The sequence below is a fragment of the Sulfitobacter sp. AS92 genome (assembly GCF_038900015.1).
Taxonomy (GTDB): Bacteria; Pseudomonadota; Alphaproteobacteria; order Rhodobacterales; family Rhodobacteraceae; genus Sulfitobacter.
In genome coordinates this window covers 18,178-43,663 of the sequence record NZ_JBBMQL010000020.1, presented here as the reverse complement: position 1 = coordinate 43,663, position 25,486 = coordinate 18,178, and the positions used below count along the sequence as shown (strand labels likewise).

General features: G+C 54.2%; 17 protein-coding genes. 8 read left to right on the top strand and 9 right to left on the bottom strand.

Features of this window, described 5'->3' with window-relative positions; all coding sequences use genetic code 11:
- Positions 1–372 precede the first annotated feature (372 nt).
- The 5 genes from WNY61_RS19300 to WNY61_RS19280 all read left to right on the top strand — a co-directional run bounded on the left by WNY61_RS19300 (position 373) and on the right by WNY61_RS19280 (position 8,557).
- The gene (locus tag WNY61_RS19300) at positions 373–2,106 is read left to right on the top strand and encodes a hypothetical protein (RefSeq protein WP_342853068.1); all 1,734 of its coding nucleotides are present in this window, start codon (positions 373–375) and stop codon (positions 2,104–2,106) included.
- A 145-nt stretch (positions 2,107–2,251) separates the two neighbouring features.
- Positions 2,252–4,360: a type I secretion protein ATPase gene (locus WNY61_RS19295; protein WP_342853067.1), complete on the top strand. Its 2,109-nt coding sequence runs from the start codon at positions 2,252–2,254 to the stop codon at positions 4,358–4,360.
- A 147-nt stretch (positions 4,361–4,507) separates the two neighbouring features.
- The gene (locus tag WNY61_RS19290; RefSeq protein WP_342853076.1) at positions 4,508–6,661 is read left to right on the top strand and encodes a type I secretion system permease/ATPase; all 2,154 of its coding nucleotides are present in this window, start codon (positions 4,508–4,510) and stop codon (positions 6,659–6,661) included.
- Positions 6,654–7,994, top strand: coding sequence for an HlyD family type I secretion periplasmic adaptor subunit (locus WNY61_RS19285; protein ID WP_342853066.1), 1,341 nt, complete (start codon positions 6,654–6,656; stop codon positions 7,992–7,994). Before WNY61_RS19290 ends, WNY61_RS19285 begins: the two co-directional genes overlap by 8 nt.
- Positions 7,995–8,416: 422 nt before the next feature.
- Positions 8,417–8,557: a hypothetical protein gene (locus WNY61_RS19280; protein WP_007121074.1), complete on the top strand. Its 141-nt coding sequence runs from the start codon at positions 8,417–8,419 to the stop codon at positions 8,555–8,557.
- Positions 8,558–8,688: 131 nt separating this feature from the next.
- On the opposite strand, the gene WNY61_RS19275 is transcribed toward WNY61_RS19280, so the two are convergent.
- The 3 genes from WNY61_RS19275 to WNY61_RS19265 form a co-directional block, all read right to left on the bottom strand.
- Complete coding sequence (locus WNY61_RS19275; RefSeq protein ID WP_342853065.1) at positions 8,689–11,118, bottom strand: DUF3131 domain-containing protein; 2,430 nt, start codon at positions 11,116–11,118, stop codon at positions 8,689–8,691.
- A gap of 104 nt (positions 11,119–11,222) precedes the next feature.
- Entirely contained in the window at positions 11,223–14,489 is a 3,267-nt protein-coding gene (locus WNY61_RS19270) for a glycosyltransferase (protein WP_342853064.1), read from the bottom strand.
- Positions 14,490–15,376: 887 nt separating this feature from the next.
- On the bottom strand, positions 15,377–15,859 hold the full coding sequence (locus WNY61_RS19265) for a DUF995 domain-containing protein (protein ID WP_342853063.1): 483 nt from the start codon (positions 15,857–15,859) through the stop codon (positions 15,377–15,379).
- Between the two features lie 282 nt (positions 15,860–16,141).
- Between WNY61_RS19265 and WNY61_RS19260 the strand changes: the two genes are divergently transcribed.
- Positions 16,142–16,498 carry an H-NS histone family protein gene (locus WNY61_RS19260; protein WP_342853062.1) on the top strand — a complete coding sequence of 119 codons (357 nt, stop codon included), beginning with the start codon at positions 16,142–16,144 and terminating at the stop codon, positions 16,496–16,498.
- Between the two features lie 99 nt (positions 16,499–16,597).
- Here the strand turns inward: WNY61_RS19260 and WNY61_RS19255 are convergent, their stop codons facing one another.
- A complete protein-coding gene (locus WNY61_RS19255; protein ID WP_342853061.1) occupies positions 16,598–16,738 on the bottom strand; it encodes a hypothetical protein in 141 nt (46 codons plus the stop codon).
- Positions 16,739–17,213: 475 nt separating this feature from the next.
- Here WNY61_RS19255 and WNY61_RS19250 point away from each other — a divergent pair, with 475 nt between their 5' ends.
- Entirely contained in the window at positions 17,214–17,606 is a 393-nt protein-coding gene (locus WNY61_RS19250; protein ID WP_342853060.1) for a hypothetical protein, read from the top strand.
- A gap of 229 nt (positions 17,607–17,835) precedes the next feature.
- Here the strand turns inward: WNY61_RS19250 and WNY61_RS19245 are convergent, their stop codons facing one another.
- The 3 genes from WNY61_RS19245 to WNY61_RS19235 all read right to left on the bottom strand — a co-directional run bounded on the left by WNY61_RS19245 (position 17,836) and on the right by WNY61_RS19235 (position 21,824).
- Positions 17,836–19,011 (bottom strand): nucleotide sugar dehydrogenase, encoded by a 1,176-nt coding sequence (locus WNY61_RS19245; RefSeq protein ID WP_342853059.1) that lies wholly within the window; start codon positions 19,009–19,011, stop codon positions 17,836–17,838.
- Positions 19,012–19,269: 258 nt separating this feature from the next.
- Complete coding sequence (locus WNY61_RS19240) at positions 19,270–20,562, bottom strand: hypothetical protein (protein ID WP_342853058.1); 1,293 nt, start codon at positions 20,560–20,562, stop codon at positions 19,270–19,272.
- 662 nt (positions 20,563–21,224) lie between these two features.
- Positions 21,225–21,824 (bottom strand): pyridoxamine 5'-phosphate oxidase family protein, encoded by a 600-nt coding sequence (locus WNY61_RS19235; protein ID WP_342853057.1) that lies wholly within the window; start codon positions 21,822–21,824, stop codon positions 21,225–21,227.
- A 623-nt stretch (positions 21,825–22,447) separates the two neighbouring features.
- Here WNY61_RS19235 and WNY61_RS19230 point away from each other — a divergent pair.
- Entirely contained in the window at positions 22,448–23,287 is an 840-nt protein-coding gene (locus WNY61_RS19230) for an ion channel (RefSeq protein WP_342853056.1), read from the top strand.
- Positions 23,288–23,490: 203 nt separating this feature from the next.
- Here the strand turns inward: WNY61_RS19230 and WNY61_RS19225 are convergent, their stop codons facing one another.
- Complete coding sequence (locus WNY61_RS19225; RefSeq protein WP_342853055.1) at positions 23,491–24,345, bottom strand: DUF481 domain-containing protein; 855 nt, start codon at positions 24,343–24,345, stop codon at positions 23,491–23,493.
- A 125-nt stretch (positions 24,346–24,470) separates the two neighbouring features.
- Positions 24,471–25,400, bottom strand: a complete 930-nt coding sequence (locus tag WNY61_RS19220; protein WP_342853054.1) for a LysR family transcriptional regulator — start codon at positions 25,398–25,400, stop codon at positions 24,471–24,473.
- Between the last annotated feature and the right edge of the window lie 86 nt (positions 25,401–25,486).

The window sequence follows — 25,486 nt, the reverse complement described above, 5'->3', positions numbered from 1 at the left end:
TTTATAAATATTTCAGTAGTATAGGTGTCTTTGGCGCCACCTAGCCCTAATGGTCAGATAGGTTTTCCTGCCGATTTTCGAGATATTCAGGCTTGTCACCTTGTCGTGATGGCGTGCTCTGCAGCCAGAGTGCGTTGGCGGGTCTGGAGGTCTGAAGTTCTTTTTCTGGAGCTTCTCTCGTTCCCGTCAACTTGCAATTAAAGCAAATAAGGGAGGCGCTCTTATCATTCAAAATCAAAATAACACTGCGCTCTAGCAATCCCTGTTTGGGTATTTTGCGCGCTTTAAACTTCAATCCAACAGAAACGCACAGCTTTATGGTCGCTTTTGAAATGAGCAGCGATCCGGCATGTGCCTTATAGGAGAAATACAATGCCAGGTGGTAATCGCACAAACTTCGGAACCATGTTCCATCCGGGGAACGGAAATCAAGATCAGGACCAGGATCAGCTACAAGGTCAAGGTCAAGCGCAGCTTGAGCTACAAGCGCAAGGTCAGCATTCCGATCAGGAACAAGATCAATCTTCAACGCAGGATCAGTCATCTGAGAACTGGAATGGCAATGGGAATGGGAATGGGAACCTAAACGCCAACCTCGGTCTGAACGGCAACCATAATGGTAATCATTCAGACAACAAGATGACGAACGACAGCGACACCAGCAACAACAGCAATACCAATAACAACAGCACGACCAGTAACAACAGCGCGACCAGTAACAACAGCGCGACAACCAATACCACTGGTATGACCAACAACAGCACGACAACTGTTGGGGTCGACGTTGGCATGAACATGGAAGGGTATATGCCCAACGATGACGATTTTGCTGACATCGACCTGCACCATGCATCGGCGAATGATTTCATCATGGCCAAGGGAGACATTGACTATAATCCAGGCAATGATCTTGACCTAGATGATATTCTCAATGACGCCCTGAATGGTGAGGGGAATGACGCGGGTACGGTCAATGCCCAGTCAAACAACCTCAATGACAACGACAACCTGAGCGATGTTCACAACAGTGGTACAATCAGCCAAACCAATACTTCGACGGGCGGCACAGCAACTGCTGATGATGGTATTGATGCAGGGGCTGCTGGTGGCAATAGTGGTCAAGGTGGCGCAGCAAACGGCGCTGGAGCCCTGGGTGGCTTTGGTGTCGGAGGTGCAGCAATTGCCGGTGGTGGTCAAGGCGGTGCCGGCGGTGCGTCTTCTGCAGCCGGTGGTGCTGGCGCAGATGGCGGCGATGCTGCAGCCGTTGGCCTTGGGCTTGGGCTTGGCAGTGCAGAGTCAGATGCTGACGCTGACGGCGGCGACGGCGAGGCTGCAACCTCGATTGGTGCGGGCCTCGGTCTCGGATTGGCCGGTGTAAGCTCTGGTGCGACCGGAGGTGACTCCGGTGATGCAGGCGGCATTGGCGTCGGCGTCGGCCTAGGAGGTGCTGGTGCAGATTCCAGCGATGCTGATGGCGGCTCCGCCGGAAGCTTCTTTGGTATTCCCATTGCCGGTGGCGGTACCACTGGAGATTCGGATGCGGATGCATTCGGGGGCGGCATTGGTCTAGGCCTTGGTCATAGCGGAGACGGCGGCGACGCCGGTTCAATAGGCCTCGCCAACGGTGCAGGTACCGGTAACGGTGCCGGTGGCAATGCCAACGGTGGTGACGGTGGTGACGCAGGTGCATGGTCTGCGGCGTTGAACAATGCTCAGGGCAATGGCGGCATGAACATTGCGGGAGCCGGTGACGGCGGTGATGGCTACGGTGGTCACTCCTGGGGTGGCGACACTGGTGATGCCTTCGGTGGTCAAGCAATCGTCGGTGGTGTTCAAGCTGGTGGCGGTACCGGTGGTGCTGGCGGAAACGCGTACAGCGGTGCCGGCGGTGCTGGTGGCAACGCAGGCCAATGGGGCTCGGGCAACGGTGACGACGGCTTCGTGACTGGTGAATCTTTTGCCTCGGCTGCCTCGCAGATCGACACCACAGCCTTCAACATGTCGATCGTTCAGGGTGCCAACGTGCTTGGCAACACTGTTGATATGACCGTTGTCGGCGGCGGCTTCAGCTCCAGCTACATCGGCGACGATGGCGATGGGGCATAGGTTTAAATAACGGTTCCGGGGCCCAGCGTTCGCTGGGCCCCGGTTTTTTAATCTCAAGATGATGGCTGCGCATTCCGTCATCTTGCCACGCTAGCAAGGAACCCAGTGTCGCAACTGTTTACATGACAGAAATGGAACTGGCAGGATGTTAGACAAATTTACCGAAATCATTTCTCATCTGATTGGTATTTTCCATACCACTGTCGAAGCGGAAAGATTGCGCGACGCTTATGAAGACTTTAAGTATCAACAGCTTCACTCTGAGCTGGATGACCTTGAGGCTTCGCCTGTCGACTTTGATTTGCGCTACACGCTCAAGGACTTTGATCCTGAGTTAAAATACACTCCACCTTCTTATGAAACCCCGTTCAAAATTTGGCTGGCAAATGCGGACCCGATCAATCTGCGGGACCCGTATGTTGCGGGGCAGATGAACGCCTTTCCTGAGCTCTATGTCGAACAAGGGTACTCTTCCTTCTTTCCCGTGGCGCGCCCCTTACTCGTCCTTGAGCCTCCAGGAAGCGTGGTCACAGTAAGCGCACAAAGCGCTTGGATGGAAGATAATGACCTTCTTCGGATGAACAGTGTCTATGCCGAGTTCAATGATCCGTCGGTATACATTGCCGCTTTGGCTGGTCTTCAGGAAGCTGCACAGATCTTGGGTGTCTTAACAGTAGAAGCAACCTTGGAATTCAACGGCAGCGATGCTGCGTCCTTTAAAACATTGCATGGTCTTATGGCGCAGACAGACGACACGTCCCGCCTTGGGGAAAAAGTGGTGGTGCTGCATGGATCGGAGGCCTACGGCATGTTCGTCGGGGGGGAGCCCGTCGACGCCCTGCCTTTGCTGGAAGACGTTATGCCTGAGCTTTTACGGGCCGATGACGATGCCGAGGATGAAGATAGCGGTACCTCATCGAATGTTCGCACAAGCGATCTCGATCTGCCACCAGAAGTGAATACGCAAGCGCCGGATGATGGCGAGCGGATTCAAGATAAAGACCCGTTTGAGGGTTTAAATGGACCCTCCGGTGAAGCTGAATTTTTTGGCCTCGACGACGGCCACCAAGTGGTGACCGGCGGTAATATGATGCTCAATGAAGTGGTCATGAATGTCTCTTGGCTCGATGCTCCCGTTATATCTGTCATGGGAGATGTGGTAGAGCTGAACTTGATCAGCCAGGTCAATGTGCTCGCGGAACATGCCACTTTTAACGGTGTGATACAGGACAGTCTTTCAGCCACATTCAACATCGCGATGATGTCCTACACCTCCCAGTTTGCTGGCGCCGAGACCTCCGAAGGTGCGTCCGAAAATGCAGGTGAAAACAACGACGACATCTACACTGGATTGCCCAAGAACTGGGCGATTACGCGAATTGAAGGCGATGTGCTGACTGTAAACTGGGTGCAGCAATACAGCTTCATGACAGACAATGATCGCGCGGACGTGCAAATTTCTGGCGCCAATACCTACATCAGTTTAGGCGAGAACCTCATCGTTAACTTGGCCAGTCTTGCAGAGATCGGATACGGCTATGATCTCATCATGATCGGCGGCAATCTGATTACGGTCAACCAGATCAGTCAGATGAACGTGATGTTGGATTATGACAGCATCACCGCTGCAGGCGCTACCCCGTTCGGGATCTCAGTAAGTGGTAACTTGCTGTTTAATGGCGCATCTATCTCCACGGTGGGCATCAATACTTACGGGGCGATGACCGAAAACTTCGCGGCCGCGGGCAAGGCTTTTGCAGATGGTGCGCAGACCATTGACCGTGATGTCGCCCATGACGGTGTATTTGCCGGCGATGACCTGCTGACCGTGCTTTATATCGCGGGTGATTTCAAAACCATCAACTGGGTCGAGCAGACCAATATTATGGGCGACAGTGATCAGGTTCATTTAGCTCTTGATGCCTTTACAGCGAAGGCTGGCATGCCCGCCAAACTCTATACTGGGTCAAATGCCGAAATCAACTCTGCCGCGATAAACGTTTATGGTGCTGATTCCGAAGTGCGCGTGCAGGGCGATGTTTACAGCGACGCCCTGCTCTATCAGGCTGATCTGATCGATACGACTTCTAACCCCACTGGGGTCTACATGCCCGCGTTGGCAAATGAAGCGGTCCTATTTCTCGCCGATGGTATGATCACCAACCCCTCTCATTCATCGGACGATCACGGCATCGTTCCAACCTCACCGGAAAGCATGGCATCCTCCGATCTGATGCAAACAATGCTGGCCTGATAGAGCAGAGCGCATATGAATTACCGCAATCCTTTTCCAGTCCCCCCCTTCTCTTCAAAAACTTTAAAAACAAATAGTCGTTCGCGCTATTCGGCGGCACTCCCTGCAGGGCAAGAGTTCAGAAATGCATTTCTTTTGACACCTTGGATGCGATGTGCGGGTCCCCTGCCGGAGCCTGCCAAAAGGATGCATGCGGGCGCGCAGACAAAAACAGAAGCTCCTTCGCCTGCACCACAGGTGGAGGCCCTCCCCGACGCTTTGCAGAGTTCTGGAAACGCCCCGCCCGTAAAAGACGCCGCCGGCCAAAGCTCCGCGCAAAATCATAACCAAAGTCATCCCAAGGCGCCTCAGGGAGAGGCGCAAGGGACTGAGGCAAAGGTTGCCCCCGAACAGCCAACCGAAGCAAAAGCCAAACATGCAGAGCCAAGCAAAACCATACTTGGTGGAATCCAAATCGAAGGGGATACTGGCCCGATCTTGAAGTCCGGTGATGGCAATAAGCCGCCCAGTGGGACCGGGGGTGGTGGCGGCGGTGGCGGGAATGGGGGCAAGCCCACTTTTCACAAGCGTGGCGCACCCGATCAATTTGCCGCACAACTAAGCAAAGGCAAACAGATCGTCCGGCGCAATATGGGCTTTGTGATGATCTTGACTTGCGCCACCAACGTCTTGGTCCTGTCGATCCCCATTTATCTGTTTCAGATATCTGACCGCGTGCTGACCAGTCGCTCTATTGATACTTTAATTATGCTCACGGTGGTCATCGCCGGTGCCGTGATTTTGCAGTCTATTTTTGATGCGGTACGTCGCTTCATTTTGATGCGCACAGCCGTAGAGGTTGCGGTACGTCTCGGTGGACCGGTATTGAGTGCCGCGGCCCATTCGTCGCTGCATGACAATGGGCGGCAGTATCAGACCCTTGGGGATCTCCAATTGCTGCGCAGCTTTCTTGTTTCTGGCACGCTGATCTCGTTTCTCGACGTCCCTTTTGCCCCTTTGTTCATCGCGGCAATTTTTCTTGTGCACCCACATCTAGGTATGATCGTGGTGGCAACGGCCATGGTCTTGATGGTGATCGCGTTAATCAACCAAAAGGCGACATCCAAACCTTTTGCTGAAGCTAATATGGCTCAGGCGCGCGCCAACATGCATCTCGATTCCATGTCCCGCAACAGCCAGATTATCAACGCCCTTGCCATGGTTCCTGAGGCTGTCACGCTCTGGGGACGTGATACGGCAACCTCTCTTCGGTCTCAGGTTATCGCTCAGGACCGCAATATCATGTGGGCTGCAGTGTCCCGCGGGGCCCGCTTGCTTACTCAGATCGCAATGTTGGGTTGGGGCGCTTTCCTTGCCATTCAAGGTGAAATTACCGGGGGCATGGTCATTGCGGCCTCCATCATCGCGGGGCGCGCGCTCTCACCGATCGAAGGCTCCATTGAAGGGTGGAACGGTTTTTCCCAATCACGCTCTGCATATCAGCGGGTGGAGAACCTGATGATGACGGCCGTTCAGAAGTTTGAAAAGTTACGCCTGCCCCAGCCGGAAGGCCGGTTGAATGTGGAGCGCCTGCTCTATGTGCCTACAGGCACAAAGCAAGTCGTCCTTAATGGCCTTACCTTTTCTTTGCAGCCTGGGGACTCGCTGGCGGTAATCGGTAACTCCGGGGCGGGCAAGACTACTTTGGGCAAGATGTTGGTTGGATCAATCTTGCCGACATCAGGGAATGTGCGGCTCGACCTTATGGATCTGCGCAACTGGGATACCCGCCAGCTCGGCGAGAACCTCGGATACCTTCCCCAAGACGTGCAGCTGTTTCCCGGCACCATCAAAAACAACATTGCGCGGATGCGGTCTGATGCGCGCGACGAGGACATCCACCGCGCCGCCGTCTTGGCAGATGTGCATGACATGATCGCTTCCCTTCCCCACGGCTATGAGACGATGGTCGCAGCAGATGGTTCTCCGCTCTCTGGAGGCCAAAAGCAACGCATTGCTCTTGCGCGTGCCTTCTACGGGAACCCACGCTTTTTGGTGCTGGATGAGCCCAACTCCAACCTTGACACTGCTGGTGACCGCGCACTGGCCAATGCCATTCATCGCGCCGGCGAGGCAGGTATTACGGTGGTGGTCATTACGCAAAAGCCGTCTTTGCTGAGTGTGGTCGACAAGATCATGCTTTTGGCTGACGGCAATATTGCACTTTTCGGCGAGCGCCAGCAGGTGCTCCAGCAACTGTCCCAGCGGAGCAACAACGGCAATCCCCCAGCACCCCATCAGGGAGGACCGAACAATGGGTGAATTGGTAGTCTATTCAGAGCCACCCGAATGGTATGATGAGGTACCACGCTCCATTACGCGACAGGTAACCTTTGGGATTAGCCTGCTTGTCTTTGCCTTCGGAGGATTTGGGCTCTGGGCCTTCAAGGCGCCTTTGGCGGCCGCTGTTATTTCCCAAGGCAGCTTTGTTGCTACCGGAAGCAACAAGATCGTGCAGCACTTGGAGGGGGGCATCATTAAGGAGATCCTCGTTGAGGAAGGTCAAGATGTCGAGGCAGGCCAACCCCTTCTGCTTTTGGATGAAACGTCTGCCTTGGCTACGGAAAGAGAGCTGTTTTTGCGCCAGGTGCGGCTTGAGGCGATGGAAGCGCGCATTCTTGCTGAATACAGTCAAAAGGACGTGCTAGCCTACCCTCTGCATCTCGAGAAACTCCGGAGCGATTTCAACATCGCCTCGATGCTTGACGGACAGGAAATTGTATTTGATGCGGCCACACGTCAGTTGCAAAATGACGTCAATCTGCTTCAACAGAGCATAAATGGCCTGAAAGAGCGCGCGCAGGGCTACGAGCAACAGCTCAATGCGACGAAGATACAGCTTGAGATCCTGATCGAGGATTCTGAAGCCAAAGAGATCCTTTTGAATAAAGGCCTCATCCGGCGCACGGAGTACAACACATTGCGACGTGCTATGGCGGAAGCCACAGGCCAAATCGGGCGGCTCGAATCTGAAATCAAGGAAACTCAAGCGCTTTCCATGCGCTATGAGTCTCAAATAGAACAGACCATCGATGAGCGGCAAGCGACGGCTCTCGATGAACTTCAGGTGGTGCAATCAGAGCTTGAAAGTATTCGAGAGCAAACGCGCAAGGCCCAGGGTATTCTGCACCGGGCTGAAATAGTGGCACCCGTGTCGGGCACCGTGGTGCGCCTGCACTATCATACGGCTGGGGGTGTCATTGAAAGCGGGAAGGCAATATTAGAGATCCTCCCGACCGGCGAGCCGCTGATCATCGAGGTTCAGATCCCGCGGGCTGAGATTGATGTCGTACGCAAAGGCCAGGAGGCAACGGTGCGTCTGACAGCGCTAAACCAACGCACCACACCGATCCTGGAAGGTCAGGTCTACTATGTATCGGCCGACGCAATCTTGGATCGGGCAAATGACGTTCCCCAAGAAATTTATGTCGCGCGCGTGTCGGTGCCTCCCAGAGAACTCGACCGCGTTCGGGGCTTTACCCCGACGCCAGGCATGCCGGCCGAGATCATGATTACAACGCAAGATCGTACCTTTATTCAGTATCTCATGAAGCCTGTTACTGACAGTATGATCCGCGCCTTTCGCGAACAGTGACTGGGCCACGCGCAAAGCGCGCGCAAAACCAGTCACGGAGAGTGTCTCGGTGTCTTGGGTGTTGCTGGGACCGGCGCTGTCTGACCGGATGAAATGCCGCTGTCTCGCGATCTGCACTACAGAGTGGACATCTCTTGGGTTGAAGGTAATCGCGATGTGAAGGGGGTGGGCCACGGTCACAAACCTCTGCAGTACGGGCCGCTCTTGCCTCACCGGCTTGTTGAGATCCTCAAGACCGGCCGCCTCAGTGACCGGGAGCAAAGCTTCGAAGCCAGCGCGCGCGTCGGCGGAAGTAAGCAGACTGGTGAGGTGGTCCTTCCAAAAGAAGGGCTTCTTTGCATTCGCAGCTATGCGCGCTTTATCCAAACATGCCATTCTTGGTAACGATAAAAGAACGGACGCGAACAGAAAGGCAAAGGGCTATGAGCGATCCTGAACGGATAAAGCTGCTTGAGAAAGCACTGATAAAATATGTTGAGCTATACGGGTTTATAGATGAAGCGCGTGAGTATTACATACGCAATGCAGACGGAAAAGTGGCGGCATCTGAGCAAAAACATTGAGCGCTACCATGTAGAAATCTGCTATACCACACAGCGGAACCGTGTGCTCAAGTCTTCCCCTGCACGGAATGCGTCGCTCAAACTGGTGGGGAGCTTTGCACAAGCGGACTGCGCTTTGCGACATATGCGGGTCAGCCATTCTCTTTCAGCATATGCGCGATAGATTGAAGGATGACTGCGTTTGTATTGATATCGCTATAGGTTTTGCTTGCCTCTCCGGTCCTTTGGTTGATGCTGGATGCAAAGCCATTAGAGGTCTTGGCCTTGTCTCTTACTACGGTGAGCAGCCTGTCGCAAAACGGATGGTCTTTATATGCGGACCACAAGTAGGCCGCTTTTGAGCTGATCGAGAGATGCTCATCGCGGAAGGCTTTCGTGCGATGAGCGTCCAAACCCGCCACTGTGTCAGTTGCCCAAACGCGCCCCTGCGCATCAAATTGCAATCCCTGGTACAAGAACCAGGGCGCGTTGTTGATAGGCCCTTCTGAGACGCCGATGAGCCTTCCGGTTTCCTCATGCTCTTCGATTTGAGCGGCCAACAAGACATCAGCGAGATACGCTGATTCAGGAGACATGCCGAACTCTAGCGCCTCCATTAGCAGAGGTTCCGCCCCAAGAGGCCCAATGCGCCCACAGACTTCCAGCAAGGCCATCTGACCATCAGGGCTGCTTTTGCCTTGGAACACTTCGTAGGGTGATTTCACTTCAATCCCCCAGGTCCGAAAGGCCCAGGCGGCATAATGTGCGCAATGTGATCTAAAGGTCGTTTCCAGTATGCCGTCCTCTACGGAGTAGACGACTCCATTTTGAACGATGTCTTTCAGGTCCCAACTCGCCACGGTGGGCGCCGCGCGATCCTTTACCAAAGGGTGCAGATCGAGGTTGTACAAAGCCGCCAGCAGCCGTCCGGCATCACAGCCATCAAAGTTTCGATTGCCCCATTTGAACTTGTCAGTTGCAATCCATCCTTGGGGCAACAGCCGTCCTTGGGAGCGTCGGCCAGCAATGTTGGGCAAAATACGCCCAATCGCCCTTTGGAACTTCTGGGGCGAGATGAGTTCAAGATCTACCGCCGCTATGAGTGCAAAGATATGGCTGCCCACATCCCACATTGTCACGGTTTCATGCAACCTTTGGTGGCCAGTAGCAAAGTTCACGGTGGCGGGGCAAAGGCCTGTTTTCGGATTGGTCCATCGTTCGAAATACGACCAGGCAATCTTGGCATCCGCCAGCAACTGGGCGCGGCTTTCGGCACTCGGGTCAAGGGGTGTCTTTGATAGTTGCGCCTGATAAGTCTGCGTTCTGCGAAAATGCGTGATGTAAGGTCCTTGGGGAACGAGGCGCTTTACATAGTCTGGCAGTGATACGATCCGGGAAATGCCGTCATTCTCGATCGCGTATAGAGCGTTTTTGAAAACACGCCTGTAGGATTCGTTCTGCAAAAGCTCCGTGGAAACAGCAAGGACACAGTCCGTCGTTCCAAGGGACCTTTCCAAGGTTTCCTGTGCTGATCCGACATCTTGAAGGCGCACTGTCGGCAGACCCAAGATGTTCTTTGAATTTAGCCCTGCGCTGGTTTTCTCGGTAAGTTCAGTTACAATCCCATAGCCGCCATCGGCGGGAGCCTGAGAGGACAAATGCTGGCCTTTGTCGAAGAGCGCGACAGCATCCAAGGATCCAGATGAAGGTTTCCCCTCCTTCAAAGAAATCCAGTACCCCAAAGCGGCGTCTGAGGCTGTGTCGGGCCCAGAGCTTGAGGGCAGTCCTTCAGCCTCCAGTTCGCGCTGGAAATCAGCTAAGGCGGCTTGGTCTTCTGCTGTCGCATTCCCCTTCAAGACAAAATGCAGCCCCACATGCCTTTTATAGGCATAGGCGTCCCGAAACTGGAGATCGGAAGCAAGGATGGGGCTGACCCAGTGGTCGCCCGTCTGAACCAAAACTTGAGCAGCAAAAGCAGAGGCTGCGGGCTCAAGCCCTGCCAGGGGGATGGTCAAAAAGTCTCGTGCGGAAAGGTAGAGGACGTGTTCCACCGCCCGGGGCTGGGGGAAACTATAGGCTTTCCGCGCAGGCTGCAGTTGTACGCGCTGACCACCGACCAGTCTGACAACACCGTCCTCCCAAGCCTCAGGCCTGACTTCACGGCTCACCTGAGGGCGCATCAAGACATTACGAATGCCAGAAGCCCGAACGCCCGAGGGAGCCACGGTTGTGGGCATCATATCGCAGGCGATGGTTTGGCTTTCGTCTGCATAGGGGGGGGCTTCCGTAGTGCCCCACACAGCGGCGTGCAAAGCGCGGCGCGTGTCGTGAACCGCACGCGCTTGGAAATAGGGGGTCATGCCCGCAAGATTTTTCACCAGGGGCACGATCTGAAGCAAACCGGGTGTTCTTTGCAGCCGTGCTCTCAGGCCCTGAGAAAGCGCAGTGCCTGGCTCCAAGGGCCCTGCGTTGAGGGGGGCTGGATCAATCAGACAACTCACAGGCAACCCTTTGCGGGCAAAGGCGTCCAAAACAATCGCGATGCGCTCAGGATCGGTGGTGCTATTCACATCATCAATCACGACGAGAGTGTTTTGAGGGGTGGCGGGCGCACCACGACCTAGGGACGGATGCGCAAGCAAAAGCGGTGCTGCTGTGCCCCACCTTAAAAAAGTTCGGCGCTCGATCATGTCAGCTTTGCTTGATCGAAGTGAAAGCCCACGCGCGTCATCCGCCCCCAACTGGTCAAAGACCCCGTTACTGCCCGCCAGAGCGCCCGGATGACTGAAACATACAAGACCTGACGGTAGAAGATCCGCTGCACCGGAAGCAAAAGCAACAAGCGTCGATCCTCTGTAGAGTCCAATCGAAAGGCGATGACGGCACTCGCGATTTCCAATGCCGGCAGGGCCAGATAGGCGATGATTAAAGGATTGGTTATGACGCTTGCGAAATCCTGATCCGTCCCGCCAAAGTTTGTAAAAAACTCTATCATCAGGAGCACCAAAAATAGGTCTGCCAAAGGCGCGATGAGCGGCATCAAATACCCAAAAACCACCAAATCCGGTAAGGCTACGAGACCTAAGTTGCGGCGCTCAACCGTCGCACCGAGATGTTTCCAGCCAGCTTGCATCATACCGAGCGACCAGCGCAGCCGCTGCGTCATCAATGCACTAAGAGACCTTGGCGTTTCGGTTGTTGCAACGGCGCGATCTTCATAGATTACCTGATAGTCTGATCGTATCATTGCCATCGTCATGTCGGCGTCTTCTGTAAGCGTTTCAGTGGAGAAAATGCCCGCTTCCATTAGAGCTGTCGTGCGCCATGCTCCAATCGCTCCAGGTACAACGGTGATGGCATTCAGATGCTCTTTGGCCCGGCGCTCAACAGCTTGAGCCGTGATATATTCAAGCGCTTGGAGGCGGGTGAGAAGGTTGTCTCGATTGCCCACCACCACCCGACCGGCCACGGCCCCTACTTTAGGGTCTTTAAAGTGCGCGGCCAGCAAGCCCACGGCATCAGGGGCAATTTGGGAATCTGCATCAATGCAGATCAAGATTTCACTTTGTGCTTCATCAAGTGCGGCATTGAGCGCCGCAGCCTTGCCGCGGTTGGGCTGTCTTAGGACGGTCACCAGCGGGTGATACGCAAAGCTGATCGCTTTCTCGTAGGTGTCATCGGTCGACCCATCGTCCACCACGATGATATCAAAATCTCCATACTCAGAGTAGAGGGCTTTGCGGATGCATTTTTCAATCACGCGCGCCTCATTGTAGGCAGGGATCACGATTGTGACCGAGGGCTCGTGCTTTGAAAGGGGCGGTGCATGGCGCCGGCGCCTTGCCGCCCAGAAAAGAAGACTGATTGAGCGGCAAATGCCGATCGCGAACACGGTCCAGAAAGCAATCTGGAGAAGAGACCAGCTGTTGCCCACGGCCAGAAAGGACATGCTGCCGAAGGTGGATGTCACGCGATCTCCATCTGGCATCAGCATGTCTGATGAAACCCCTAGAAGGTCAGCAAGGGTGGTAAAGGTGTAGCCTTTGAGCCGCAATTCAGAGATCACCCGCGGGAGAGCCGCAACGGTCTGGCTCTGATCCCCGCCCCCATCATGGAGCAGCACGACGCCCCCGGCATTGAGCTCTACCTGTCTGATGATCTCATCTGCCAGCTCATCGGCGGTTTGAGTGGTCCAGTCGCGCGGCACGACGTCCATCCCGGCAATGATGTATCCCGCATCCTCAAGGGGAAGAAGAGATGCGACTTCCTTGGATGTGATAGGGCCCCCGCTGCGCATATAGGGTTCACGATAGAGCCGCATGTTTTTGCCCGTTATGCCGTTGATCAACAGCTGCGTAGAGTTGACTTCAACCCGGGCCCGGGAGGCGGAGACCTCTCCCATATTTGGGTGTGAATAGGTATGCGAGCCCAGCTCATGGCCTTCCGCAAGAATGCGTTTCACCAAATTCGGGGCGGCGATCGCGCTGTTGCCCAAAACAAAAAATGCGCCGGGCGTTTGGGTTTCGCGCAAAATATCCAAAGCGGCAGGGGTATGCTGAGGATGGGGGCCATCATCAAAGGTCAGAACCACCTTATTGAGCGCGCCAGCGCCGTAAAGCCGCACGGCCCCCGCCCGCGGCATCTCGCTATAACTTACAGAAGTGACTTCATGGGTGGTGGGGTCAACCAGCACGGTACGTTTGCCTACACCTGGCATGGAAATCGGCGCGACAAAGGGGCCTTCCCCGAAAAGCTCAACGTAGTCTGATAGAACGATGTTTTTGAGGCTTTCGCCGGAGAGTGCCGCGTCGCGCGTGGTCTGGTCGAGAACGGCCCAAATTCCTGGGTCCTCATACCCGAGCCCACTGAGGCCGATCGCGGCAATACCTTTATTTTGCAACGTGAGAATTTGATTTTGCGTTGAAGCGGCGTCAAGCATCCAAACCCGGTGCTGCATTCCCTTGGCATCTATATAGCTTGCCCGGGTGTTTCCGGCCTGGGGGGCGAACTCTGCATTCCCCCCCTCTTCCGCGAGCGCAGACATGGTTTGCGCAAAAGACTGGATTTCCGGCCGAGGTTGGCCTGAGACCCAATCGACGGCGTGGGTCCCCAACTCAATGACCAGCTTCTCAGGTGCTACATGCTCTTGAAGGGACGTCACATGCGCTTCAAACCAATTTTTATCTGCCAGTGGCTGAGGTGCGGAACCGATCCAATACTCCTGGTAGCCATTGACGATAACCGTATCAAAGAACCGGTTCGCTAGGACCAAAAGACTGTTCGGGGTGCTGCTTGGAAGCTTCACGCAAGATGTAAGGCCTTGCGTGCTCAATGCAGTCGCTACTTGTCGACCTAAGGTGCTGAAGGTTTCGATGGTCAAAGGAACCAAAGGGCTTGCGTCCAGACAATACCCCGTCACGGCATCATCCTGAGAGGGGCGGTCAAAAAAATCGGACAGAACCGCCGCCACTTGTGTGGGCCCGTTCGAGGCCGTTAAAAACCTCGTTGCGGTGGCGTCCAACTGAAGCAGAGGCATGATGCCCACTCTGGGGCTCTTTTCAACATACTCCAACAGCGGATCACGGGTGCCTGAGCTTACGCCAACAACTTGTGCCTCCCCCTCGGCCACCGTGATATGAAACCAGGTGGGCAAGACCACATGAAGAGTATCACAGCTTTGCTGGAGAGATTTTGCCGCCCAAGGGAGCTTGGCAGGGACAACCGCATAAACCTTTTGCCTTTGCGCCGGGACATCTCCTGTCAAACACTGGTATCTCAGACCTTCTTGCTGCGCATGAAGATCGATCGCTGCAAGGTTTGGCGGTTCATTGTCCCCCTGCATGGGGAGACGTCGCGGGTCAGACCGCATGCTTTGCTCTTTTAACACGCTAATAGGTTCAGGCAGTGCCGCTTCCAAGCCGCCATCCGAGCCCACCGTCATGGCAAAAAGCATCAGCCAAACAATGGCTCCAATGGCGACAGTCCCGGCCGACAAAAGAACACGCGTTTTTCTTCGGCGGCTAGGGTCCAGAAAGACGCGATCTGACAGCCCACGGCTGGTGCGAGGCTCATGGTACCCCCGCTCACCCCCCGTTGCTTTGTCAGCGCTTTTCTTTGGTCGCCCAATATTCCGCATTTACGCCTTCGCATCTACAACCTGTCGTATAGGGGCGTTTGCGGCGTAGCAGTGAAGTCCGGCGCTAAAGCAGGAGCGGTCGGGTCAGAGTTTAAAAGTTAAAGAAGCACGACCAAGTTGGGCGCTATCCTGATTAACTTGCGCTCACCTATATATCATCGGCGCGCGCGAACCCGTTCGAAATCCAAATACTTTATGTGGCTGCAAAGCCTATACTGCGTCGATTATAAATGAAGGCAGAAGTATGTCATCTCATTGCCCAATTTATGCCCATTTTGCAATCTTGGGTTGATCTATTGTTTCTGTTTACTAAACGCTGACGCAAAGAAAGCCGGATTGGTCATTTAAAGGCTTAAAAAGGTAGGTGATTCAAAAGTTTAGCACCCAGGCGATTCGCACCTCCCTATGGCAGATGGTCGCCCATTTTTTGCCACAAAGCCTTAAGAATCCTTGACTACAATACCCTCTTGAAACAACATAGGATCAATCGTGTACCCTACAGCACACGGTTGCCCAGTAACGGCTGCAGCTTCGGTTGTAGCCGTTTTTTATTTCTGTCAGGTAGGCGCTCTTTTCCAAGGGCCACAATGATCTACATTGAGTTTTTGAGATCTCGATGTGAATTACTTCAAACCCGCTTGCACCAGCCGTGCCCGAGTTTTTCCCACGAAGGCGACAGTAGAAGACTACCGCTCACCGAGGCCTTATATTCCAAGCTTCTTTTTGAGCCCGGCGACTTCATTTTGGTATATGTAGCCGCGGGTCAAACTTGCGTCCCCCTTAACGGGCCACCATTCTGACTGTCCTGGATAGCTGCGCCAGACGCGGTCAAAACGGTCAACTACATGCTGGATACAGCTTTTTTCTCCCGGGGAGCTGCCGGCGCGACCGTTATTGGGCCAGTACCATGTGAGGTTATGACACATGCGTCCATAGCTATCGACGGTCCATGTACCCGCGCCTAGGCTGTCGCTGCTCTGCGCGCACCATGCTCGAGCTTGATTGTTCGGACCAAAATAGATGCCGCCGTCACAGTCTGCGTCCCATTGTTCTGTTTTGCCAATATAGGCTGCAATGACTTGGCTGGGTGCGGGGGTCTTAGCCTTATAAGGCAAAGGATCTGCCATCGCGCCGACCGGAAGAGCCGCAATAAGATAACAAACAAGCCAAGATTTTCGACAAAACATGAGAGAACCCTTTCCATAGAAGGAACTGTGAAGAATATGCTCAGCGGATTTATGGTCTCATGTCAACGTTTATCCCGCAGGATTTTTACTCGAACAGTCTTGCACATGATACGTGCTTCGTGAACGGAAAACGGGCAAAAGCCCTGCTTTTTCAGTACCCGTAAAAATCACAAACACGATACCTAAGGCATTTAATTTACTGACATAACTTGAACAGGTTTAATCCCCTGCATATTAAGGTTCGGTAGAGATTCAGCTTCGTAAGAAAAATGGAAACCATATATGATCGATAAAAGTGAACTGAAGACAATGTCTCGCAAAGAGCTCGAAAAGCTTTTGAATGATGTCCAAAAAGCGTTAGCATCTGCAATAGCGAAGGATCATCGTGAGGCGAAGAAGGCGGCTTCCAAAGCAGCTGCCGAGTTTGGCTTTTCGCTAGGTGAAATTGCAGAACTCGCAAGCCCGGTGCCTGCGAAGACGAAGCGCAAAGCAAAAGCTGCTAAAAAGCCGTCGAAACCTGTCTTTTCCAATCCTTCCGATAAGACGCAAACTTGGACTGGAAAGGGACGGCAGCCCAACTGGTACCGTGAGCAAATTGCGGCGGGAACCACGCCTGAGACAATGCGCATTGCAGACTAATGAAGCTTTGGCCCTCGCGACTGCGAGGGCCTTCATCCCCTTACTAGTCATATATTCAGGCTTGGACCCTGTTTCCTGAACGAGTAGACAAAAGCTCGGTCAAGGGACGGCGTCGGAACGCACCCGCGCCCACTTGATCGCATCTGGATCTTGTTCGGCAAGGCCGTTGAGTAAAATGTTGGCGCGCTCCGCGATACAATAACCTATTTGATCGGGAAGCGGATGCAGCAGGTCTGACATTCTGGAAAGAATACCTCGACGCAAACGGGATTGTCGATACTGTCGATGAGGCCCTTGCCTATATGATGCAGTCGGATGAGTTCGCAGGATTGGTTGGAACCACCTATTCTGACGGTGTTTTCGTCTAAGACGAATTAGTCGAGATGGCAGGTTGAGCACTGGCATCTCGACAGCGCATTGAATTTAAATGCAAAATATCGGTCCAACCTAAGATTTTTTAATCGTATGCCGGGCGAAGAACTTCAAAATTTGAAAGATAAAACTGTGTCCTTGGCGCTTCGCTCAATGGAATATATGGAAACTTTGTTTATGTAGGGCTTGTCAGAGCGCGGGCCTGTCCACCATCCTGAAACCCACATGGGGGCCAACCGTGATGCGGCCGATACGACCTAGCAGGCCGCTCACCTAATAAAAGAGCAGCAGGAGATTCATTAAAGGGGTTCACCCCTTTAATGGACATAAATAAAGGTGAACCATGAAGATTAAAGCTTCCTACATTGGGCTGCTGGCAGCAGCCTGCGTATTTTTGAACACGCCCCAAGACCTTCAGGCGTTTGAACTTTCCGACGGCAGCTATGAAACCGATCAGGACGGCGGCACAGGAACGCTGAAGGTTTTCCAAGGCCAAGCGGTACTGCGCATTAAAGGGAAGGAGTGCTCTGGCGAAGTTGCAGGGGAATTGAGGCCCTTATCGGACGGGCAACTTACCTTCAGTCAAAACCTAGACGGTAATCACTGCGCGCTTGTGCTACGCGATTCAACTCAGGGGCTGATAAAGATCATGCCTCAACAGAATTGCTCCAAGTTTAATGGCCCTACCTGCAGCTTTTTTGGGGTCGTTAAAAAGCACACGTTCGTGCAGCACTGATGTAATTTAATGAAACGTACTTTGTCCAACTTCCCGAGGGTCAGCGCTCGGGCTTAGCAAAGCACAAAGGGTGAGACTGACAGAAAAGGTTTGCAAGCGTATGAGCACCGATCTTGGTGGTCGCTTAAGCCAAAATTAAGCACACGCCTTACCTACTGCACAACGCTACAAGACTGCGAAAAACGGCTGAAGCGGGCGATTTGATCTGAAGGCGCCCTGCCCTCGCACATCAGTCAGCACCAAACAGATCTCGGGTAAAAACCTTCTCGCTGACATCTTCAAGATCGGTATGACGGCGGTTTGCTACGATCACATCCACCTGCATCTTGAATGCATCGAGATCTTCGATCACGGCGGACCCAAAGAAGCTGTCTTCCTGCAGCGCTGGTTCATAGACGAGAACCTCGATGCCCTTGGCTTTCAGTCGCTTCATGATCCCTTGCACCGAACTTTGACGGAAATTATCAGATCCGGTTTTCATCACCAGCCGGTAGATGCCGACTTTGCGCGGGTTTAACGCAAGGATCCGTTCGGCAATGAAGTCTTTGCGGGTGCGGTTGGCCTCTACGATCGCGTGGATCAGATTTTGCGGAACATCCGAATAATTGGCCAGCAACTGCTTTGTATCTTTGGGCAGGCAATAGCCCCCATACCCGAAAGAAGGGTTATTGTATTGCTGGCCAATGCGCGGATCGAGACAGACGCCGTCGATGACTTGGCGTGTATCGAGCCCATTGGACAGCGCATAGCTGTCCATCTCGTTAAAATAGGCGACGCGCATGGCCAAGAAAGTATTGGCAAAAAGCTTTACTGCCTCAGCTTCGGCCGCGCCGGTGAAGAGCATAGGGATATCGCGAGCGCGCGCTGCCTCGGCCAGAAGCGCTGCAAAACGGCGCGCACGAACACTGTCTTCGCCCACCACGATCCGCGACGGGTGCAGGTTGTCATATAGAGCACGGCCCTCGCGCAGAAACTCGGGGCTGAAGATCAGCTGGTCGGTCTGAAGCTTTGCGCAAAGGGCTGCAGTATAGCCCACCGGCACGGTGGATTTGATGACAATGGTTGCCTTCGTGTTGAGAGCCATGACTTCGCGCACCACCGCTTCGACACTGGACGTATCAAAGACGTTCGTCTGCGGATCGTAGTTCGTAGGCGTGGCGATGAGGACGAACTCTGCCTCACTGTAAGCCTCAGCAGCAACAGTCGTGGCGCGCAGGCTTAAGGGTGTTTCTGCCAGATAGCGTTCAATCTCGGGATCCACGATCGGTGAACGGCCCGCATTCACTTCTGCTACGCGATCCGGGTTCAGATCCACTGCTGTTACATCATTGTGCTGGGCCAACAAAACGGCGTTGGACAGTCCTACATAGCCAATCCCGGCCACGGCAATTTTAGTCTTGGACATGCGAGGGCGCGCCTTTTCTACGTCTCTTTGAAAGAAACTGATAAACCGTGACCCCCTCCTATGGAAACCCACTGTCTATGCACTTCATCGTTCGGACTCGAAACATGTCCGTGAAGGCCAGCATCGCAAGAATTGACCAAACTAGGAAGGGCAGCTGTGGCGCGTAAACAAGATAGGTAGAACCCGCCCAAAGAAACAGAAAGTGGGACAACGCCCCTTTCCGTTCCTTACTCGGCAGGAACCGCGGGCCTGAGACCCTCAGGCGATGAGATCAAATTGAGCCATGTCACTCTTGAAACCGATGGTGGAAATTGTGCCGCCATCATCAAACGACCAGCTTTTGGCGTAGATTTCATGCGCGCTGTCGTTTCCATCAAAGGCATCCATATGGATAAATATGATCTCTGTGGCCAAGTTGACGACTTTGATATTGCTATAGGTGTGTAGCAAGAAATCTAGGAAAACCCGCGCATCTTGATCAAAAGTCTCAATGCCATGGACGCCTTGGATCGGGCTTAGCGGATTTGGCACATCCTTTGTGTCTCCAGGGTCCAACAATTGAGTGAGTTCAGTTTCAGCAATTTTGTCGAGGCTGGTGATTTCGAAGCTCTCGAATGCTGCGTCAAAGCTCTGCAGAAAACTGATTTCTTTAGCGGTCTCAGACGCGGCATCTGCAGAAGATGCCGATGGGGCCTCTTTTACTTTCTTGGCGCTCTCTGAAACGTCATCGCGCGCCATAGAACTCGGGGATGCCTCCGGTACATGAGTGGAAAGAATTGCAATTTCAGTGCTATGCGTTGGTTGTACGATCTCAAAAGCCGCAGGCGTCTCTGCGGTCGTCTCCATAGTGGGCGTCTCGGCTGGCCCTTCTTCATCAGACGGTGCCGTCGCATCGATCTGTCGCTGCTGTAGTTTGGTGATCTCCGAGGCCATCAAAAGGGCAGCTTCTTTTTCTTTAACTTGGGTGAGTGCTGCGGACAGGCTTGCCAAGCTTAGCTTTTGCAAGGAGCCATTCTCATCTGCAGCTTCAAGTGCATTGCCCGCAGGCAGGGGCAAGCCTGCGGCAAGAGCAACAAGGCTCAAGCTGGCTCCTACGACTTTAGCGCCATGTCCAGAGAAGCCCAGAGCCAAACCTTCACGGCTGGGGGACGCGATTGCCCCCTGTTTTGTCAGGTCCTGGTCCGCGGGGAGCGGGGGCGTTTTTTGCGCCACGAGCGGTAGCTCATCTGCGTGATCTGTCGCAGGGTCGATGTCGCCGACTGCGTTTTTTTCCACGGAAGTGGGTCCTGTGCCTTCAGCCTCTCCTGCAGCAATCATAGGGGTGGCTGCGATGAGCTCATCTGACATCAGATAGATCGACCACACCAATGCTGCCAAAGCCGCTGCGGGGTGTATGAAGACCACATCGCGGTTGCGCTTTGCGATCGAGACAACGTTTTGCCCCGATTGTCCGGCTTGCGTTACCGGTTTCACACGGCGTGAGAATTCAGCAACCAGATCTTGCAAGCTGTCGCCTTTGATGGGGGCGTCCTGCATTTGACTGGTGACCATATAGGCCCCGTCAAAACGGCTGAAGTGCACCAGCACCTCGTCTTGGCTGTCCATGAAGACAAACCACGGGTCTCCTTCATCGGTGACCCCGCGATCCACTTGGGTCGTCACACCGGCCAGCGCCAGGATCCGTTGCGTGCGGTAAAGATCCGCCAACTCCTGGTTGGACCACCCTGTGACCGGTGCAGGCAGGCTGCTGGGCTGTTGGAGAAAGGAAACGTTGGTGTCAGCCTCAGAGTGGCCATCAGCGACAGCTTCATCTTCTCTTACTCTGCCGTAGAGGTCTGACATCTTGAAGCTGCCGGGCGCATCCTCTGCCTCAGTCAGACCAGAGACGGCCAGAGCACTCGACCTAATAGACCGTGGAAACCGAATAACATCAGACATCAAGCAAATCCTTTGCGCCACCATATCATTTTGAGGGCAAAGTCCAAGGTGTTATAACTGCCAACTCTTCGAGACGCGCGGTTTGCGGAGAACCCGTTCAGATCAGTTTCTTTCTCAACCATTGCAGAGGCGTAGGCGGGGAAGCGACGGTGCTTCTTGTCTTCGCAAAACTGCCGGTTGAAGGAGGGTTCATCAAAGTGGCCGTGCGTGGCAAGTCAGACCCCGCGCCCCTCTGCAACAGCGAGATCGCCCCCCGATGCCAGTCTTTTGTACGGCTAAAGAGTGAACTTGGGGGCCCTTAGCGCGTCCTGTATTTTGCAAAGAGACATCAATCTTCTGCGCGCGGGCCTGCTGCCAGCACCTGTAATGGCCATTTTGAAGGCCACGCCCCACATTTCCATGCAGGCTAAGAAATGCGGCGGCTGGCGCCTTACGGCCTGACCTCTCCCGCCTCCATCCCGTCCCAATAATGGTTCCGGTCGGCATGGACCTGGATCATGATCATCCCCGGGGGTGTCTATCCCTTCTTTAAACCAATACTCGAGTTCCGGCACCCAGTGCTCTTCAAAGGTTGCGTGATCGTCGATCAAGCTCGCATGGCCCTGCACGTGGACCATCGCGCCCGGTTTGCCGACAAGCCCCATCACCCCGCCCGAACCTTGGAACGACAACCCAACACGGTTATTGCTCCTTAGGTCGCGGATTTTGCGGCTGTCTTCATCGCTATAAAACCAGCTCTGTCCTCGATACTCCACATCGCCGTTCGAGCTCATAGGGCGGGCAGCAATGAGGCCATCCTCACTATGGGTTTCCATCATGCAAAAATCGATCCGCGCCATAAGTTCGGCGACTTCCTTCAATGTCTTATTGGCCATATCGTTTCTCCTTCAGGCGCAAGCTGCGCTCTGTTTGGAGTGAACGCGCCACTACGCCTTGCAGTTGCCGAATGGCTCACAGCTTTATTCGATAGGTGCTTCTTACCTGCAGCGGTATAAATCAGCCGTCAGTCATCTTTGCGATTAAAAGATCAGGCATTTTCGATCTCATATCAGACGTGGCGCACGCTTTTTGGCAGACTTTATCTCAATACGGCCGCACCAACCCTCTCTCTATTTCTCATCTGCAGCCAATTTCAGGGCGAGATCAATATCGTGCTTGGCCTCTGCAATGTCATCTGCGCGCAGTTCAGGCGGTCGCATATCCGTAAGCGTATTGCACATCTCCACTTGGATTGGGTAATGGCCCGAGCCGAACTCCGGCAGTACTGAGAAGGAGTGGCCTGACAGTCCTGATTGATGGAGGATTTGATCAAGGGGCCAGGTTAAGCAGTGCTGATAGGACGTATTTCATATGTTCTCCCCCTTCGCTTACCTAATGAACACTCTGAAAAGGGACAAAGTTTCACCTTTGCCTGGACGCCAAAGGCCCTATGCGCCCTTGCTGCGTCATTTGCAGTTAGGCCCTTCGCTGCCCGCAAAAGAACGGGGCGTGGTGATTGATGCTTGCCCAAGCGCGCCCGCGCATAGCGCCGGTCAAGAACCTGTGGCAGGTTGCACAGATGGAAGAAATTCACCGCACAATCCGGCTGCTCTATACCGGGCAAAGCCAGCGCGCCCGACGGTTTCGCTATGGGCTGATCATTTTTGATGCGCTGACCATCCTTTATTTCATTGCGACAGCCGCCCTACCCGCAACGCCGACGATAACCGGCGTGAACACCGCGCTCGGCTTGCTCATTGCGTTGGACCTTGCGGCCCGGCTCTGGATTTCGAACAACCTGCGCCGGGAACTAACACGCATCTATACGCTTGCGGATCTGGTCGTGACGCTGTCTTTGCTGCTCGCCCCCTTTCTTCCTGGGAGCTTTGCCTTCCTCCGCGTCCTGAGGGGGCTACGGCTGATCCACGCCTATCATCTGCTCCGCGATTTGCGGCGCGACAGTCTGTTTTTTCGGCGTCATGAAGATGCCATCCTCGCAGCCGTCAATTTGTTCGTCTTCATCTTCGTGACCACGTCATTGGTCTTTGTGCTGGCCTTTGATGGAGAGACAGGTGTCGCGGGATATGTGGACGCGCTCTATTTTACGGTGGCGACGCTCACCACGACTGGCTTTGGTGACATCACCATGACAACGACCAGCGGCAAACTCTTATCGGTATTTATCATGGTCGTGGGGGTCGCGCTTTTTGTGCAATTGGCGCGTGCCATCTTCCAGCCTTCCAAGATTAAGTACAAATGTCCTGAATGTGGCCTGAACCGGCATGAGACAGATGCAATTCACTGCAAACACTGCGGCGAACCCTTGAAGATCGAGACTGAGGGAGAAACCGCAACATGACCGCGCCCGCACGGCTCTACAGGTTGAGAGTTTGACAGAGATCTTCGCTACAGGTGGTGCGCCCACGCTGTTGAGCTGATCGCTTAAACCATCGGGCCGTCAAAAAGAGCGTAGAACAAAAACAGGGAATGGACTCCCATTCCCTGTTCTGACGGCCCTTGGGTGGCACGAGGTAAAATCCCACCCAAGGTATCCGTTCGTCCTTAAAACCCCATCACAAGCGAAACGCCAATGGTGTTGTCGGTCGATTTCAAACCGGCTGTGGGATCTGTGTTATAGTCTGTGCGGTAGCTTAGACGGGTCGACAGGTTGTTGGACACCTTGAAATTGACGCCCGCGTCGTTCGACACAATCGTATTGGTGTCGGACCCAAGAACATCAGTGTCGTTGGTGAAAGAGACCGTATCGGTGAGCGCATAGAAGTAACGCGAAGATACGATGAAGCCGGCTTCGGTGTCAGATACGCCAGCCGCATCTTTGTAGTAACGCGCGCCGGGGCCTGCCTGGACACGCCATGTGTGGTTCGGCTCGCTCAGGACACGGTAGCCTGGACCGAAGCCCAAGAACGCATCGGTTTCCGAGCCGGGCAAGATCGCACCAGAATTATCGGTCAGCAGGCCGTCATATTGGAAGCGACCAATGCCGAACATGTAGAACTCTGGCGTGAAGTAGCGGCTGGCCTCATAGGTACCAAAGAACTTCTCTTCGTTCTTCGTGCCGTTTGCTTCGCCGTATTCGACGGCGAAGCCAATAAGGTGGTTCCAGTCGCCAATCCCGTAGGTTAGGCGGCCTGCACCAGCCAGCTCACCATTGTCGGTGTTGCCAGAAGTGCCAGAGGCCGTCAGGGCAAAAGAGCCGCGCCAGCCTTGTGCCACACCATTCGGTCCAAAGCGGTCTGCGTCTTCACCACGACGTTGGTCGCGCTCTACCTCTGTGGTGATGTCGTCGATTTGATCATTGAGTTCGGTCACCCCTGTCAGGGTGCTTTGGGCTGAAGCCGGGGCAGCGACGATCAGCGCCAGCGTCGAAACGGTAGCAAATTTTACGAGCATGTTCATGGGTCAATCCTTCCCCAAAAGAAGTGATCTGAACCGCGGCTGGTCCGAAAGCATCTCTGCTGGGTGCAATTTACCGACTCATGGAGCGTGAGGATAATTCGAATGAATTATAGATAAAGAGATTATTACTCATCTTTGGCTTCGCCCTCCGAGGCCGCCTCGTAGTCCGCCATGACCCCCAAATCGCCCACGAGAGTTTCTTGAGATTTTTCAGCCTTCTGTACGACGGTCTTCAACGTCTTGCGGGCCAGCGCGGCCAGGTCCTCATCCAAATCTTCACGCCAGACCACCCAAGACGGGTAAGCGAACCGTGGCGCATCTGCCACAATGTAGAGTTTTCCATCGTCCAGATGGCGCCTTACCGACCGGGCGGGCAGGAATGCAACTGATCGCCGGTTGACCACATATTCCATCGTGAGGGCCCCCAAGGCCATGGAGCGGCCTGAATCCGTCAAATGCGGGAGTGCGAGCGCAAGCGCGTGGGTGAATTCAGGCCCCCAGTTCACGGAGACATACCCCGACAGCTTTTCCAAGCTTGCGTCCGGATAAGAGGCCACAAGGATCAGTTCATCGTCTAAGGCGGGCTCTACGATCAACCCCGGCCGCAGTTGCGGTGTGTAAAGCAGGGCAGCCTGCACGACGCCCTCGACCAGAAACCGCGTGATGCGGTCCGGCATGCCCATTTCCGCATGCACGCTTAATTGCGGCATCTCGACCTGTAGGGCATCGAGCCAGCGAAACCCCAAACCCGGCCAGAGCGAATATTGTGCGCCGATGCTCAGCGCACGCTCATAGCCATGAGGAACTGAGATTTTTTGCCGGGCTTCTTCCCAGACCTTCAAAAGGCTGAGGGCGTAGGGCTCAAACTGCTGGCCTTCGGCGGTGAGCACAGCTCCGGCCTTCGAGCGGGTGAAGAGTTGATGCCCCAGGCTGTCTTCGAGGCGCTGAATGCGCAGGCTGATCGCGGATTGCGTGACAAAAAGCCTGTCGCGCGCAGCGACAAACGATCCGGTATTCGCAACTTCGATAAACGTTTTAATCAGGGTGATGTCCATCGTTCAACCACCTCCATTGGGCACCTTCATTCTCCTTCTTATGTACTATTGAAAGACCTCGGAAGCGTTACCGAATTAGGCCTTTA

Bases quoted from the DNA above. Each gene is read 5' to 3' on its own strand.
- WNY61_RS19300 (WP_342853068.1), top strand. From the start codon at position 373: ATGCCAGGTGGTAATCGCACAAACTTCGGAACCATGTTCCATCCGGGG.
- WNY61_RS19295 (WP_342853067.1), top strand. From the start codon at position 2,252: ATGTTAGACAAATTTACCGAAATCATTTCTCATCTGATTGGTATTTTC.
- WNY61_RS19290 (WP_342853076.1), top strand. From the start codon at position 4,508: ATGCGATGTGCGGGTCCCCTGCCGGAGCCTGCCAAAAGGATGCATGCG.
- WNY61_RS19285 (WP_342853066.1), top strand. From the start codon at position 6,654: ATGGGTGAATTGGTAGTCTATTCAGAGCCACCCGAATGGTATGATGAG.
- WNY61_RS19280 (WP_007121074.1), top strand. From the start codon at position 8,417: ATGAGCGATCCTGAACGGATAAAGCTGCTTGAGAAAGCACTGATAAAA.
- WNY61_RS19270 (WP_342853064.1), bottom strand. From the start codon at position 14,489: ATGCTTTTTGCCATGACGGTGGGCTCGGATGGCGGCTTGGAAGCGGCA.
- WNY61_RS19265 (WP_342853063.1), bottom strand. From the start codon at position 15,859: ATGTTTTGTCGAAAATCTTGGCTTGTTTGTTATCTTATTGCGGCTCTT.
- WNY61_RS19260 (WP_342853062.1), top strand. From the start codon at position 16,142: ATGATCGATAAAAGTGAACTGAAGACAATGTCTCGCAAAGAGCTCGAA.
- WNY61_RS19255 (WP_342853061.1), bottom strand. From the start codon at position 16,738: ATGTCAGACCTGCTGCATCCGCTTCCCGATCAAATAGGTTATTGTATC.
- WNY61_RS19250 (WP_342853060.1), top strand. From the start codon at position 17,214: ATGAAGATTAAAGCTTCCTACATTGGGCTGCTGGCAGCAGCCTGCGTA.
- WNY61_RS19245 (WP_342853059.1), bottom strand. From the start codon at position 19,011: ATGTCCAAGACTAAAATTGCCGTGGCCGGGATTGGCTATGTAGGACTG.
- WNY61_RS19240 (WP_342853058.1), bottom strand. From the start codon at position 20,562: ATGGTCACCAGTCAAATGCAGGACGCCCCCATCAAAGGCGACAGCTTG.
- WNY61_RS19235 (WP_342853057.1), bottom strand. From the start codon at position 21,824: ATGGCCAATAAGACATTGAAGGAAGTCGCCGAACTTATGGCGCGGATC.
- WNY61_RS19230 (WP_342853056.1), top strand. From the start codon at position 22,448: ATGCTTGCCCAAGCGCGCCCGCGCATAGCGCCGGTCAAGAACCTGTGG.
- WNY61_RS19225 (WP_342853055.1), bottom strand. From the start codon at position 24,345: ATGAACATGCTCGTAAAATTTGCTACCGTTTCGACGCTGGCGCTGATC.
- WNY61_RS19220 (WP_342853054.1), bottom strand. From the start codon at position 25,400: ATGGACATCACCCTGATTAAAACGTTTATCGAAGTTGCGAATACCGGA.